The organism is Pigmentiphaga daeguensis, from assembly GCF_039523035.1.
In the GTDB taxonomy this organism is placed as follows: Bacteria; Pseudomonadota; Gammaproteobacteria; order Burkholderiales; family Burkholderiaceae_B; genus Pigmentiphaga; species Pigmentiphaga daeguensis.
Genome location: NZ_BAAAEN010000003.1, coordinates 156,935 through 171,306 on the forward strand (window position 1 = coordinate 156,935; position 14,372 = coordinate 171,306).

Consider the following 14,372-nt stretch of genomic DNA (forward strand, 5'->3'; position numbering starts at 1 on the left):
AAAATCCAGGGTTTGGCCGTGCCGCAAGGCCGCCCGCGGCCGCATCTACTCCAACACCATGCTGACATTTCAACAAATCATTCTCCGACTCCAGGAATACTGGAGCCAGCAAGGCTGCGCCCTCCTGCAGTCCTACGACATGGAAGTCGGTGCCGGCACGTCGCACACCGCCACCTTCCTGCGGGCGCTCGGCCCCGAGCCCTGGCGCGCGGCCTACGTCCAGCCCTCGCGTCGCCCCAAGGACGGCCGCTATGGCGAGAACCCCAACCGCCTGCAGCACTACTACCAGTACCAGGTGGTGCTCAAGCCCTCGCCCCCGAACATCCTCGACCTGTACATCGGTTCGCTGCAGGCGCTGGGCATCGATCCCCAGGAACACGACATCCGCTTCGTCGAGGACGACTGGGAAAACCCCACGCTGGGCGCCTGGGGCCTGGGCTGGGAGGTCTGGCTCAACGGCATGGAAGTGACGCAGTTCACCTACTTCCAGCAGGTCGGCGGCATCGACTGCAAGCCCATCATGGGCGAGATCACGTATGGCCTGGAGCGCCTGGCCATGTACCTGCAAGGCGTGGAAAGCGTCTACGACCTGGTCTGGACCGAAGCGCCGGACGGCACGCGCGTCACCTACGGCGACGTCTACCACCAGAACGAAGTCGAGCAGTCCACCTACAACTTCGAGCATTCGTCGGCCGAGACCCTGTTCCGCCATTTCAACGACTACGAGGCCCAGGCCAAGCGCCTGGTGGAAGTGCCGCTGGCGCTGCCGGCCTACGAGATGGTGCTCAAGGCGGCCCACACCTTCAACCTGCTCGATGCCCGCGGCGCCATCAGCGTCACCGAGCGCGCCGCCTACATCGGCCGCATCCGCAACCTGTCGCGCGCCATCGCGCAGGCGTACTACGAATCACGAGAACGACTGGGCTTTCCCATGCTTGCACGCAAGGAGGCCGCGTAAATGCCGGCCGCTCAACCCCTCCTGCTGGAACTGTTCACCGAGGAACTCCCGCCCAAGGCGCTCAACCGCCTGGGACAGGCCTTCGCCGAAGGCATCGCCGCCGGCCTGAAGAGCCGGGGTCTGTTGGCCGAGGGCAGCACCGCCACCGCCTATGCCACGCCGCGGCGGCTGGCCGTACGCCTGTCGGCCGTGCTGCCGCAAGCAGCCGACAGCGAATTCTCCGAAAAGCTCATGCCCGTGAGCGTGGGGCTGGACGCCACTGGCCAGCCCACCCCCGCGCTGCTGAAGAAGCTCGCGGCCAAGGGCCTGGAAGGCGTGGACGTCTCCGGGCTGGCGCGTGAGTCGGACGGCAAGAACGAACAGCTCGTGTACCGCGGCATCGCCAAGGGCGCGGCGCTGGCGCCCGCCTTGCAGGCGGCGCTGGAAGATACGCTGGGCAAGCTGCCCATCCCCAAGGTCATGAGCTACCAGTTGGCCGACGGCGTCACCACCGTCCGCTTCGTGCGCCCCGCGCACGGCCTGGTCGCGCTGCACGGCGACACGGTGGTCGACATCTCCGCGCTGGGCCTGCGCGCCGGCCGCAACACGCGCGGCCACCGCTTCCAGTCGCAGGCGACGATCGAACTGCCCTCGGCCGACGCCTACGAGGCGCTGCTGCACGAGCCGGGCCGCGTGATCGCCTCGTTCGAACAGCGTCGCGCCGCCATCGAGCGCCAGCTGCGCGACCAGGCCGCGCGCCTGCAGTCGTCGCTGGGCGACGAGGCCGACGTGGCCTCGCTGCTGGACGAGGTATGCGCGCTGGTCGAGTACCCCACGGTCTACGTGGGCGAGTTCGAATCCGAATTCCTTGCCGTGCCCCAGGAATGCCTGATCCTGACGATGCGGCTGAACCAGAAGTACTTCCCGCTGTTCGACGCCGCCACCGGCAAGCTGACGCATCGCTTCCTGATCGTCAGCAACATGGCGCTGGCCAACCCGTCCAACATCGTCGAAGGCAACCAGCGGGTCGTGCGGCCGCGCCTGGCCGACGCGCGCTTCTTCTTCGAGACCGACAAGAAGGTGCCCCTGGCCCAGCGGGTCGAGCAACTCGCCACCGTCGTCTATCACAACAAGCTCGGCACCCAGCTCGAACGCGCGCAGCGCGTGCGCGCGCTGGCGCGCTGGGTGGCCGGCGCGATCGGCGCCGACCCCGAACGCGCGGACCGCGCCGCCCTGCTGGCCAAGGCCGACCTCGTCACCGGCATGGTGGGCGAGTTCCCGGAACTGCAGGGCGTCATGGGCGCCTACTACGCGGCGGCGGACGGCGAAGCCCCCGACGTGGTCGAGGCCATCCGCCAGCAGTACCGCATCCGGCTGGACCGGCCCGTCGACGCCGACGGCGCCACGGCGGCCGCGCTGTTCGTGGCCGAACGCGCGGAAACGCTGCTGGGCATCTGGAGCATCGGCCTGGTGCCCACCGGCGACAAGGACCCCTACGGCCTGCGCCGCGCGGCGCTGGGACTGATCAGCGCGTTCGAGCAGCTCGATGCGGGTGGGCGCCTGCCCGCCGACGGCAGCGGACTCACGCTGGACGGCCTGCTGGCGCGGGCGGCGGAAACCTTCGCCACGCCGCCCACGGCGGCCCAGATCGACGAGGTCCGCGCCTTCGTGTTCGAACGCTACCGCAACCAGCTGGCCGGCCAGTTCGACCGTGCCGCGGTCGATGCCGTGGTCGCCGTGACGCCGCCCCTGGCCCAGGTGCCGGCGCGGGTGCGCGCGGTGGTCGCCTTCTCGGCGCTGCCCGAGGCCGCCGCGCTGGCGGCCGCCAACAAGCGCATCGGCAACCTGCTCAAGAAGGTCGAGGGCGAACCCGGCGCGGTCGACGAAGCCCTGCTCAAGGAGCCAGCCGAACAGGCGCTGGCGCAGGCCGTGCGCACGCTGCGGCCGCAGGCCGAAGGCAAGTTCGCGCAGGGCGACTTCGGCGGCGCCCTGACGGTGCTGTCGCAGGCCCGCGAACCGGTCGACGCCTTCTTCGCCGACGTCATGGTCATGGCCGAGGATCCCGCCGTGCGGGCCAACCGCCTGGCGCTGCTGGCCGAACTGCATCGCACGATGAACCACGTGGCCGATCTGTCCCGTTTGGCAACCGCCTGACATGATGAGCCCCCCGCTACGCGCTGACGCGCGCCCCCCAGGGGGCGACGCAGGCGGACCGGCAAAGCCGGATCCGCTGCGTCCCGGATCGAGTCGCGCTCGTTTCATGCGATGCGCATCGTGCCACACCATGGATACCTGACATGCCCACCACTCCTGCCCGCCCCAAGCTGGTGGTCCTGGACCGCGACGGCGTCATCAACCAGGACAGCCCCGACTTCGTGAAGTCGCCGGACGAGTGGATTCCGCTGCCCGGCGCGCTCGAGGCCATCGCCCGGATCAACCAGGCCGGCTATCGCGTCGTGGTCGCCACCAACCAGTCGGGCCTGGGCCGAGGCCTGTTCGATGCGGCCACGCTGAACGCGATCCACGCCAAGCTGCGGGCGTCGCTGGCCAAGCATGGCGGCGCCATCGACGCCATCTTCGTCTGTCCGCATGCGCCGGATGAAGGCTGCGACTGCCGCAAGCCGCTGCCCGGCCTGTACCGCGAAATCGCCCGGCGCTTCGAGGCCGACCTGCACGGCGTGCCCTCGGTGGGCGACTCGGCCCGCGACCTGGAAGCCGCGGCGGCCGCGGGATGCACGCCCTGGCTGGTACTGACCGGCAACGGCCCCAAGACCCTCGCCAAGGGGCAATTGCCGGCCGGCACCGTGGTCTGGAACGACCTGGGCGAGGTGGCCGACGCGCTCGAAGCCGCGGCCCAGGCCGAGGAGCACTGATGCGCTGGCTCCGGTCGCTGCTGTTCTCGGTTTTCTTCATCGCCACGGTCATTCCCTACGCCATCGCCTGCGTGCTGTGGCTGCCGCTGCCCCTGCGGTGGCGCTACCGGCTCACGATAGGCTGGCCGCGCCTGATGATCTGGGGTGCCCGCTGGATCGTCGGCATACGGTGGCGCGTCAAGGGCTGGGAAAACCTGCCCGATCAACCGGCCATCCTGCTGCCCAAGCACCAGTCGACCTGGGAAACCATGTTCCTGGCCGGCTGGATGCCGCGCGAGATCTGCTACGTGTACAAGCGCGAACTGAACTGGGTGCCGTTCTTCGGCTGGGGCCTGGCGGGGCTGCGCATGATCGCCATCGACCGCAAGAAAGGCAGCGACGCCTTCGAGCAGGTGGTGGCGCAGGGCCGCGAGCGCCTGGCCGCGGGCCGCTGGATGGTGATGTTCCCGGAAGGCACCCGCATCGCTCCGGGCAAGAAAGGCAAGTACAAGAGCGGCGGCGCTCGCCTGGCCGCCCGCACCGGCGCCCTGGTGGTGCCCATCGCCCACAACGCGGGCGAATGCTGGCCGCGCAAGGCCTTCGTCAAGCGCCCCGGCCTGGTCACCGTTTCCATCGGCCCGCCTATCGATCCGCAGGGCCTGACCGCCGACGAGATCAACCGCCGCGTCGAGGACTGGATCGAAGCCGAGATGCGCCAGCTCAACCCCGAGCGCTATCCGGAGGCCCGGGGCGCCGAACGCGCCGCCGGTTGACCGCCATGGCCACACGTCCCGCTACCGATCCCGGCGCGCCTCCGGCTCCGCAGCGAGAGACCGCTCCACAGTCCGCGCAGCTCGACCTGTTCGCCGAGCCTCCCCCCCAGGCCGTGGCCGCGCCCGCGGCGGCCGCGCCCGCCGTCCTCGCGCCCGCCGCGCCGGCACCCGCCTCCCCGGCCATCCAGCTGCCGCCCGGCGCGCGCTGGCACGAAGTGGTGGCCGAGGGACAGCGGATACGATTCGTCCTGCAACGCTCGCGCCGCCGCACCATAGGTTTCCTGATCGGCGACGACGGCCTGCGCGTGACGGCGCCACGCTGGGTCGGCCTGGCAGAAATCGACGGCGCGGTCCGCGAGAAGGCGCGCTGGATCCTGTCCAAGCTGCACGAGTGGCAGCAGCGCCGGGAACGGCTCGCGCTGAACCAGACGCGCTGGGAAGAAGGAGGCGACCTGCCCTACCTGGGCCGCCGCATCGTCATGCGCCTGGACGCGCAACGCGACACCGGGCTGGCTACGGCCGACCTCGACGCGCCGACCGATGGCGACGTGCTTTGGCTGGGCCTGCCGCCCGACGCGACGGCGGCCCGCATCCGCGATACCGTCCAGGCCTGGCTGCAAGGCCGTGCCCGCGTCCTGTTCGACGTCCGCCTGCGTGACTTCCTGGCCCGCACCGGGCTTTCCATCAGCCGCTGGCGCCTGTCGTCGGCCGCCACGCGCTGGGGATCGTGCACCAGCGAGGGCAGCATCCTGCTGAACTGGCGCCTGATCCATTTCCCGGTCGACATCATCGACTACGTCATCGCGCACGAGCTGGCGCACCTGCGCGAGATGAACCATGGCCCGGGCTTCTGGGCCGAGGTCGGCCAGCTGATGCCCGGTTTCGAGAACGCCCGCGACGCCCTGCGGCGCCACGATCCAGGCAGCCTGCCGCGGTTCGACTAAGCCTGTTTACACTAAGGGGCCGGATTCCCCTTCCCACGATTAGCGAGGTCATCCATGCGACTACTCCACACCATGCTCCGGGTCGGCGACATGCAACGTTCGATCGACTTCTACACCAAGGTCCTGGGCATGCGCCTGCTGCGCAGCAAGGACTATCCCGACGGCAAGTTCACGCTGGCCTTCGTCGGCTACCAGGACGAGAAGGACGGCGCGGTGATCGAACTCACGCACAACTGGGGCGTGGACAAGTACGACCTGGGCACCGGCTACGGCCACATCGCCGTGGCGGTCGACGATGCCTATGCCGCCTGTGACCGGGTGCGCGAACTGGGCGGCAAGGTCACGCGCGAGGCCGGCCCCATGAAGCACGGCTCCACGGTCATCGCCTTCGTCGAGGACCCGGACGGCTACAAGATCGAGTTCATCCAGACCAACACCCACAAGGACTGACGCGCGGCCGCGCGGCGCGCCGCTATCGGCCCGCCGTGCGCAGGCGCTCCAGTTCGGCGAAAAAGCCGTCCACCTTCGCCTGCCCTTCCCGTCGCAGTGCCTCGTCGCGGCGCGCGCAGCCTTCGGCGTCCTCCAGCGCGCCCGCCTGTCCCACCTGCCGCGAGACCTCCTGCACCAGCCGGCACATGGGATGGCGGCGGCGGCCGAACGCCAGCAAGGCCTGGTCCAGCGTCCCTTCCGCCTCCAGCGACTCGGCCAGCACCACCGCATCCTCGAGCGCCATCGCACCGCCCTGCCCCATGAAGGGCGTCGAGGCATGCGCGGCATCGCCGATCAGCAGCACCCGCCCGCGGTGCCAGGGCAAGGGCGCGATCACCTCCTCCACGCCGGTGTACAGCACCTCGGCCCCCTCGCCCAGCTGATCCAGGAAGGGCGCCGCCGGCCCCCCGAACTCGGCGAAGCGCTCGCGCATCAGTGCCGGCCACGCCGCGCGCTCGTACCAGCAGTCCCGGGGTTCGAGCATGACGCCGAACAGATAGAGCTTCTCGTCGCTGATGGGCATGATGCCCAGGCGCTTGCCCGTGCCCATCATCATGATCTTGGCGTCGAGCTCCCGCGGACGATCGTGCACGCTGCGCCAGACGCCAAAGCCCGAATAGGTCGGCGCCAGCTCCGGGAATGCCTCGGCCCGTACCTGGGATCGAATGCCGTCGGCGCCGATGACCAGGTCGCAGGCGGCTCGCGTGCCGTCGGACAGGACCACGCGCACCGGACCGTCGTCCTGGGCGGACGACAGGCTGGCCAGCGTCGTGCCGAGCTTGAGCGCGATGCCCAGCTCCTGGATGCGGCCGGCCAGGATGCGATGGAGCTCGGCACGCTTGATGCCGAGGATGGCAGGCAGTCCCTCCGGCGAGGGATAGACCGTCTCGACGATGAACGAGCCGTCCGGGCCGAAATAGCGGTTGCGCCCGCCCGGCACGGCAAAACCCGCCTGCAGGATCTGCGCAAGCACGCCGATTTCCCGCAACGCCCGCAGGCCATTGCTGTAGATGAACAGCCCGGAACTCTGGAACTGCCAGGCCTGCTGCTTTTCCACCAGGGTCACCCGCGTGCCTTGCTGCGCGAGCGCGATCGCCGCCGAGCAACCGGCGATGCCGGCGCCGACGATCAGGGCGTGGTCGATTCGAGGCATGATAATCTCCGTGTCGATTCCATGAGTGTCGATGCCGCCGGCTCCCGCCTCAACCCTCGAGACGCCGGATCCGGGCACCAAGCGTCCGGAAATCCGCCACGCGGCGCGTCCCGACTTCCGATTCCGCATGCACGCTTCCGGAGACCTTCTGAGCCGCCTGCTCGCCCACTGGCGATCCGATCGCGCGGTGACGGCCCGTTTCGCGCTGTCCGCGCCCTGGGCCTTGCGATCGGATGGCGTCGAAGGCGCGCTGATCAGGATGGCGACCGGGACTCCCTACTGGATCGCCGTCGGCCAGGACGAACCGCAAAGGATCGAGGCCGGCGACATCCTGATGCTGCCCCACGGCGACACGCATACCATCTCGTCCACTCCCGGGCTGCCCGCGCGTCCGTTCCAGCCGCTGATCGCGGCGCACCAGATCGGCGCCCACGGCGAACGGCCCATCGTGTTCTCGCACGGCGGCGACGGCGCGGTCACGGGCATGTTCTCGCTCCACCTGTGGATGCCGGAGAGCGGCGTGGGCACGCTGGTCGATACCCTGCCCCGGCTGATCGTGATCCGCCGGAGCGAGGCGCCGATGACGGCCGCGCTGGCGCAGACGATGGAGTCGCTGGTCGACCAATCGCTGCTGCAGCCCCCGGGATGGCAGCTGGCGACGGCCCGCATGGCCGACCTGTTGCTGGCGCACATCCTGGGGGAACACCTGCGAGCCTCGGCCGAACGGGGCGCCGGCATGCTGCGCGGCATGGCGGACCAGGGCATCGCGCGCGCCATGCTGGCCATCCATGACCATCCCGGGCGCCCCTGGACCGTGGCCACGCTGGCCTCGGCCTGCCATCTCTCGCGCACGGTGTTCAGCGAACGCTTCCGGCACCTGGTGGGCATGACGCCCATGCAGTACCTGGCCTCGTACCGCATGGCCGTCGCCGCCGAGAAACTCAAGGATCCCGCCCTGACCCTGGACGACATCGCCGCCGCCGTGGGCTACGAATCGGACAAGGCGTTCGCGCGCGCTTTCCGGCGCTGGAACGGCATGACGCCCGCGGCCTACGCCCGCCGCCGCTGACCGGCAGCCGGACGAATCGCTACAATCAGCGGGATTTGCCGCGCCTCCCGGGCCGGCGCCTTGTCCTCTACTCCTGTCGCGCATGCTGAACAAACTCTGGCTGGGATTTTTCATCGCCGCGGCAGCCGCCGCCCTGGCGCGCTGGGGCATCGCCCACGATCCGACGGTCTTCCAGGCCATGGTCGCCTCGCTGTTCGCGATGGCCAAGCTCTCGGTGGAAGTCATGGTGCTGCTGTTCGGCACCATCGCGCTGTGGCTGGGTTTCCTGAAGATCGCCGAACAGGCCGGGCTGGTCGACGCGCTGGCGCGGATCCTGGGACCGCTGTTCGCGCGGCTCATGCCCGAGGTACCGCGCGGCCATCCCGCCATCGGCCTGATCACGCTGAACTTCGCCGCCAACGTGCTGGGCCTGGACAACGCCGCCACGCCCATCGGCCTGCGGGCGATGAAGTCGCTGCAGACGCTCAACCCCAGCGGCACCACGGCCAGCAACGCGCAGATCCTGTTCCTGGTCCTCAACGCCTCGTCGCTGACGCTGCTGCCGGTCACCATCTTCATGTACCGCGCGCAGCAGGGCGCGGCCGACCCCACCCTGGTGTTCCTGCCCATCCTGCTGGCGACCAGCGCCTCGACGCTGGCCGGCTTCCTGTGCGTAGCCGCGGTGCAGCGCCTGCGGGTCTGGGATCCCGTGGTGCTGGCCTGGGTGGGCGGCACCGCGCTGCTGCTGGGCGGCTTCATGGCCTTCCTGTCCACGCTTTCGGTGGCGGCGCTGGGCGCGCTGTCCTCGCTGCTGGGCAACCTGACGCTGTTCGCGCTGATCCTGTTCTTCCTGGTCGTGGCCGCGATCCGCAAGGTTCCCGTCTACGAAAGCTTCATCGAGGGCGCCAAGGACGGCTTCGACGTGGCCAAGGGGTTGCTGCCCTATCTGGTCGCCATGCTGTGCGCGATCGGCGTGCTGCGGGCCTCGGGCGCGCTCGACTTCGCGCTGGACGGGCTGCGCCTGGCCATCCAGTGGCTGGGTTTCGACACCCGTTTCGTGGACGCCCTGCCCACCGCGCTGGTCAAGCCTTTCTCCGGCAGCGCGGCCCGCGCGCTGATGATAGAGACCATGCAGAACCACGGCGTGGACAGCTTCCCCGCGCTGCTGTCGGCCACCATACAGGGCAGCACCGAAACCACTTTCTACGTGGTGGCCGTGTACTTCGGCGCGGTCGGCATCCAGCGCACGCGGCATGCCGTGGGCTGCGCGCTGCTGGCCGACCTGGCCGGCGTGCTGGCCGCCATAGGCGTGTGCTACTGGTTCTTCGGCTGACCCGCCGGCGCGGCGATCGGCCGCGCGCCCTTGGCCTGCGCGAAGGCCCGCAGCGAATCGAGCATGAGCGCCAGCATGTGCGCCGCCGCCGGCGACAACGACCGGCCCTCGCCATGCAGCACGCCGACACGGCGCTCGATGCGCGGCGCCGCCAACGGCACGAACGCCAGGTCGTGCTCGACCGCCGGCCGCGCCAGCGTCGGCAGCACGGTAATTCCCAGGCCCGCCTTCACGGCGGCGATCAGCGACGTCCGGTTCTTGATGACCAGGTGGGGCCGTTGGAGCAGCGCCGCCACGCGATGCCCGCGCAGCGCATGGAAAGTGGTGTTCTCGATGATGGGTTCGCCTTCCAGGATCCGCCAGGGCACCGGTCTCCCGCGCCCGGCGATGGGATGGTCGCGGCGGCAGACGACGCCGAACGTGTCCTGGGCCACGGGTATGCAGCGCAGGCCCGCGAGGTCCGCGCCCACTCCGGCGATGCCGAGCTGGGCCTCGCCGCTGGCCACCATGGGGCCGACCTGCGGCGAGGACACGTCGGCGATTTTCAGGCTGACGCCGGGATGATCCGCGGCGAACCGCCGCAGCACCCGGGGCAGCCATTCCTCCGCCAGCGACGGCATGACGGCCAGGGCGATCGACCCCTGCTCGCCCGACGCCAGCAGGCCGACCTCGTTCTGCACGCGGTCGTGCAGCGCCACCAGCTCCCGCAGCAGCGGCAGCACGGACTCGCCCAGGGGCGTAAGGCGGGCCTGGTGCCCGTGCTCGAACAGGCTGCCGCCTACCTGGGCCTCGAGGTTCTGCATGGCCAGCGTGACCGCGGCCTGGGTGCGGTGGGTTTCCTCGGCCGCGGCCCGCAGGCTTTGCCGCGTGGCGGCGATGACGAACTGACGAAGCTGGGGGATCTTGAACGCCTCGGGCATGGGGACGTGGCCGGTTTTCCAGTAAGTCTTAATTTTAATTAAAAAAATTAAAATTGTTAAAAGCCCGGGAAGCACGGATAGTGGGCGGCATCGCCACGGCAAGACCGTGGGCAACGTCAACCGGAGACTTCATGTCCACTCCCGCATCCATGTGGCCGGGCGGCGCGCGCATCGTCGTGGCGCTGACCTTCCTGGTCGAAAGCTGGTCCGAGGGCAAGGCCCCGCCCTACTCGCCCATGACGAGTCCCCCCAAGCCGGGCGCGAAGGACCTGGCCGGCATCACCTGGTCGGAATATGGCGCGCGGGCCGGCGCCTACCGGCTGATGCGGCTGGCGCGCGACCGCGGGCTGCCCGCCACGTTCTGCGTCAACGCGCGGGTGGCCGAACTGTTTCCCGAGGTCATCCACGCCATCGTCGGCCAGGGCTTCGAGCTGGCGGGCCACAATTACGCGCAGGACGAGGTGCTGCCCGGCCTGGACGAAGCGGAGGAACGCGCCCTGATCCGCAAGAGCCTGGACATCCTGCATCGCACCGCCGGGGTGCGGCCCCAAGGATGGCTGAGCTCGACCATCGCGACCACCGAACGGACGGCGGACCTGCTGGCCGAGGAAGGCATGCTCTGGCATGGCGACTACAACTACCTGGACCTGCCCTGCCAGATCCAGACCCGGCACGGCGGCATGGTCGCCATCCCGCACAGCGATTTCGCCGACAACCGCGTGCTGCGCGCCGCCCCGCGCGACTTCTTCCAGTGCTACCGGGACACCTTCGATTTCCTGTATCGCAAGGAACCCAACGCGTTCATCAACATCACCGTGCATGGCCACTTCGGCGGGCGGCCGCTGATCAGCGCGATGCTGGACGAGGTGCTGGGCTACATCGCCGCCCATCCCGGCGTCTGGTTCCCCCGGCACGATGAGCTGGCCCGCTGGGTCAACGAAAACCGCATCGGATTCATTCCTTATTCCGTGCGCTTCCCGCCCGCGGCCTGACACGGCGACGGCCGCCTCTCGCGCGGCCGCGACCACGAACATCAAGGAGACACCATGAACCCGATGAGGCGGGCGCTGGCCGCCCTGTGCCTGATGCCCCTGCCGGCCCTGGCCGGCACCTATCCCGACCGCCCGGTCCGGGTGGTCGTGCCTTTCGCGGTGGGCGGCGCCGCCGACACCGTGGCCCGGGCCGTGGCCCACAAGCTGGGCGAGGCGCTGGGGCAGACCTTCATCGTCGACAACCGCGCCGGCGCCAACAGCATGATCGGCTCCGAACTGGTGGCGCGGGCCGCCCCGGACGGCTACACGCTGCTGATGCAGCTCGGGCCGCCCCACAACACGCTGCCATTCTTCTCGCGCAACGTCCCCTACGATCCGGTCAAGGACTTCACGCCGGTGGCGATGATAGGCACGGCGCCGCAGGCCATGGTGGTCAACGCCGCGCTGCCCGTGAAGGACCTGAAGGAATTCCTGGCCTATGCCAAGGCGCGCCCGGGCAAGCTCTCGTATGGGACATCGGGCGTCGGTTCATCCCAGCAACTGGGCGGCGAACTGCTCAAGGCCTCGACCGGCATAGACATGATCCACGTGCCCTACAAGGGTGGCGCGCCGGCGCTCAACGACGTGGTGGGAGGACAGGTGCCCGTGGGCATCCTGGTCCTTTCCAACGTCCTGCCGCACGTGAAGGCGGGCAAGCTGCGTCTGCTGGGGGTGCTGCAGGCCGAGCGCGCCAAGGCCGCGCCCGAGGTCCCCACGCTGGCCCAGGCGGGCCTGGCGGGCTTCGCCGTGCCGGACACCTGGGTGGGACTGCTCGGCCCGGCGGGCATGCCGCCCGCCGTGGTCGAGAAACTGCGCGGCGGCATCGAAGACGCCCTGGCCTCGCCGGACCTGCAGGAACGCCTGGAGACCGCGGGCTTCGAGGTCGAGGCGCATCCTTCGCCGGCGACATTCGCGTCGCTGCTGGCCAGCAGCGTGGACACCTACCGGGGCATCGTCGCCAAGGCGGGCATCCAGCCCGAGTAGCGCGCCGCGCCGCCGGATGGCGGCGCGATCAGACCACGCCGGCCTCGTGCAGCACGTCGGCCAGCGCGATGAACTGCGCCACCGACAACGCCTCGGCGCGCGCGGTTTCCGGTATCCCCAGTCGTTCCCAGGGCACCAGCCCCGCCCAGTCGCCCAGCCCCCGCCGCAGCATCTTGCGGCGCTGGGCGAACGCGCGGGCCACGGTGGCCGACAGGGCTTCCTCGCTGCGCGCGCGCGGCCGGTCGGCCGGCAGCGGGATCATGCGCACGACGGCCGAGACCACGCGTGGCGGCGGATCGAAGGCCTCGGGCGGCACGTCGAACAGCTTCTCCATGTCGTAGCGCGACTGCAGCATGACCGACAGGCGCCCGTAGTCGGCATCGCCCGGCCGGGCCACCATGCGGTCGATGACTTCCCGCTGCAGCATGAAATGCTGGTCGCGCACCTGGTCGGCATAGGCCATCAGGTGAAACAGCAGCGGGCTGGAAATGTTGTAGGGCAGGTTGCCCACCACGCGCAGCGCCTGGCCGAACGGCGCGAAATCCACCGTCAGCACGTCGGCCTCGGTCACCTGCAGGCGCTCGGGCGGATACTGCCCCCGCAGCCGCGCCGCCAGGTCGCGGTCGATCTCGACGACCTTCAGGCAATCGAGCCTGTCCAGCAGCGGCCGGGTCAGCGCCGACAGGCCGGGACCGATCTCGACCACGTTGTCGGACCGGCGCGGGTTCACCGCGCGGACGATGGAATCGGTGATGCTTTCGTCGACCAGGAAGTGCTGGCCGAAGCGCTTGCGCGCCTGATGTTTCATGCGGAAGCTCCGGAGCCGGCGGCCTGGGCACCCGCTCGTATCATCTGGAGGGCCGTGACGATGGCCTCCTGCAAACTGCCGGGATCGGCCTTGCCCGTTCCCGCCAGGTCCAGCGCGGTGCCGTGGTCCACCGAGGTCCGCACATAGGGCAGGCCCAGGGTGATGTTGACGCCGTGCCCGAAACTCGCGTGCTTGAGCACGGGCAGGCCCTGGTCATGGAACATGGCCAGGGCCGCGTCGAACTGCGCGACGTGCGCGGGCACGAACAGCGTATCGGCGGGCAGCGGCCCGCGCGCGTCGATACCCGCGGCGCGGGCGCGCGCGATGGCAGGTTCGATGACCTCGATTTCTTCACGCCCCAGGTGGCCGCCTTCGCCGGCGTGCGGATTCAGGCCGCACACGGCGATGCGCGGGTTCGCCAGCCCGAAGCGCCGGCGCAGGTCGGCGTCCAGGATGCGCAGGACCTGGTCCAGCGTCTGCGCGGTGACCGCATCGGGCACCGCCCGCAGCGGCAGGTGCGTAGTCGCCAGCGCCACCCGCAGGCCGCCGCCGGCCAGCATCATGACGACCTTGTCGACGCCCGCCCGCTCCTGCAGATATTCGGTATGCCCCGAGAAGGCCACGCCGGCATCGTTGATCACGCCCTTGTGGACCGGCGCGGTAACGATGGCCTGCGCCCGGCCATCGGCCACCATGGCGATGGCCGCATCCAGCGTGTCGAGCACGTAGCGCCCATTGGCCACCGCCAGCCTGCCCGGCTCGGAGGGCACGCGCAGCGGCACATGATGCACCGCCACCCCCGCCAACGCCGCGGCATCCCGCCCGCCGCGCTGCGCGAGCAGATCGCGATCGCCCACCAGCACCAGCTCCACGTCCGCCGGCACCCGCCCCGCCCCGCGCTCGCCCGCGAACCACGCCGCGGCCGCGACCGACAACTCAGGCCCGATCCCCGCCGGTTCGCCGGTCGTCAAGACCAGCCTGCGCATCGCACTCATCTCACTCATCCGCCAGCCCAACGACCGGCCATCACAAAAAAACAAAAAACGGCGCCCAAGACGCCGTCCCCCACCCGCCGGGTAGTACCCCAGGGCACCGCGGAT

The 14,372-nt window shown here is 69.9% G+C and carries 14 protein-coding genes; 10 read left to right on the forward strand and 4 right to left on the reverse strand.

Annotated features, from left to right (window positions below):
- Positions 1–58 precede the first annotated feature (58 nt).
- The 6 genes from glyQ (at position 59) to gloA (ending at position 5,956) form a co-directional block, all read left to right on the forward strand.
- A complete protein-coding gene (gene glyQ / locus ABD104_RS05635; RefSeq protein ID WP_087837688.1) occupies positions 59–958 on the forward strand; it encodes a glycine--tRNA ligase subunit alpha in 900 nt (299 codons plus the stop codon).
- A complete protein-coding gene (gene glyS / locus ABD104_RS05640; RefSeq protein ID WP_279820913.1) occupies positions 959–3,091 on the forward strand; it encodes a glycine--tRNA ligase subunit beta in 2,133 nt (710 codons plus the stop codon).
- A 143-nt stretch (positions 3,092–3,234) separates the two neighbouring features.
- The gene (gene gmhB / locus ABD104_RS05645) at positions 3,235–3,810 is read left to right on the forward strand and encodes a D-glycero-beta-D-manno-heptose 1,7-bisphosphate 7-phosphatase (RefSeq protein ID WP_087837690.1); all 576 of its coding nucleotides are present in this window, start codon (positions 3,235–3,237) and stop codon (positions 3,808–3,810) included.
- The gene (locus tag ABD104_RS05650) at positions 3,810–4,562 is read left to right on the forward strand and encodes a lysophospholipid acyltransferase family protein (RefSeq protein WP_087837691.1); all 753 of its coding nucleotides are present in this window, start codon (positions 3,810–3,812) and stop codon (positions 4,560–4,562) included. Before gmhB ends, ABD104_RS05650 begins: the two co-directional genes overlap by 1 nt.
- A 5-nt stretch (positions 4,563–4,567) precedes the next feature.
- The gene (locus ABD104_RS05655) at positions 4,568–5,506 is read left to right on the forward strand and encodes a M48 family metallopeptidase (protein ID WP_343927239.1); all 939 of its coding nucleotides are present in this window, start codon (positions 4,568–4,570) and stop codon (positions 5,504–5,506) included.
- A 54-nt stretch (positions 5,507–5,560) separates the two neighbouring features.
- Positions 5,561–5,956, forward strand: a complete 396-nt coding sequence (gene gloA, locus ABD104_RS05660; protein WP_279820467.1) for a lactoylglutathione lyase — start codon at positions 5,561–5,563, stop codon at positions 5,954–5,956.
- 22 nt (positions 5,957–5,978) lie between these two features.
- Here gloA and ABD104_RS05665 read toward each other — a convergent pair whose 3' ends face one another.
- On the reverse strand, positions 5,979–7,148 hold the full coding sequence (locus tag ABD104_RS05665; RefSeq protein ID WP_279820470.1) for an FAD-dependent oxidoreductase: 1,170 nt from the start codon (positions 7,146–7,148) through the stop codon (positions 5,979–5,981).
- Between the two features lie 127 nt (positions 7,149–7,275).
- On the opposite strand from ABD104_RS05665, the gene ABD104_RS05670 reads away from it, so the two are divergent.
- Together ABD104_RS05670 and ABD104_RS05675 are read left to right on the forward strand one after the other, a co-directional pair.
- Positions 7,276–8,217: an AraC family transcriptional regulator gene (locus tag ABD104_RS05670; protein WP_343927240.1), complete on the forward strand. Its 942-nt coding sequence runs from the start codon at positions 7,276–7,278 to the stop codon at positions 8,215–8,217.
- An 82-nt stretch (positions 8,218–8,299) separates the two neighbouring features.
- A complete protein-coding gene (locus tag ABD104_RS05675; protein WP_087837695.1) occupies positions 8,300–9,529 on the forward strand; it encodes a nucleoside recognition domain-containing protein in 1,230 nt (409 codons plus the stop codon).
- Here ABD104_RS05675 and ABD104_RS05680 read toward each other — a convergent pair.
- Entirely contained in the window at positions 9,511–10,449 is a 939-nt protein-coding gene (locus ABD104_RS05680; RefSeq protein ID WP_087837696.1) for a LysR family transcriptional regulator, read from the reverse strand. The genes ABD104_RS05675 and ABD104_RS05680 overlap by 19 nt on opposite strands.
- A 131-nt stretch (positions 10,450–10,580) precedes the next feature.
- Here ABD104_RS05680 and ABD104_RS05685 point away from each other — a divergent pair, with 131 nt between their 5' ends.
- Both ABD104_RS05685 and ABD104_RS05690 read left to right on the forward strand, forming a co-directional pair.
- Entirely contained in the window at positions 10,581–11,441 is an 861-nt protein-coding gene (locus tag ABD104_RS05685; protein WP_140416835.1) for a polysaccharide deacetylase family protein, read from the forward strand.
- Positions 11,442–11,495: 54 nt separating this feature from the next.
- Entirely contained in the window at positions 11,496–12,464 is a 969-nt protein-coding gene (locus ABD104_RS05690; protein ID WP_087837698.1) for a Bug family tripartite tricarboxylate transporter substrate binding protein, read from the forward strand.
- 28 nt (positions 12,465–12,492) lie between these two features.
- Here ABD104_RS05690 and rsmA read toward each other — a convergent pair whose 3' ends face one another.
- Both rsmA and pdxA read right to left on the reverse strand, forming a co-directional pair.
- A complete protein-coding gene (gene rsmA, locus ABD104_RS05695) occupies positions 12,493–13,272 on the reverse strand; it encodes a 16S rRNA (adenine(1518)-N(6)/adenine(1519)-N(6))-dimethyltransferase RsmA (protein ID WP_087837699.1) in 780 nt (259 codons plus the stop codon).
- Complete coding sequence (pdxA, locus tag ABD104_RS05700; RefSeq protein ID WP_132979926.1) at positions 13,269–14,267, reverse strand: 4-hydroxythreonine-4-phosphate dehydrogenase PdxA; 999 nt, start codon at positions 14,265–14,267, stop codon at positions 13,269–13,271. Before pdxA ends, rsmA begins: the two co-directional genes overlap by 4 nt.
- Positions 14,268–14,372 lie beyond the last annotated feature (105 nt).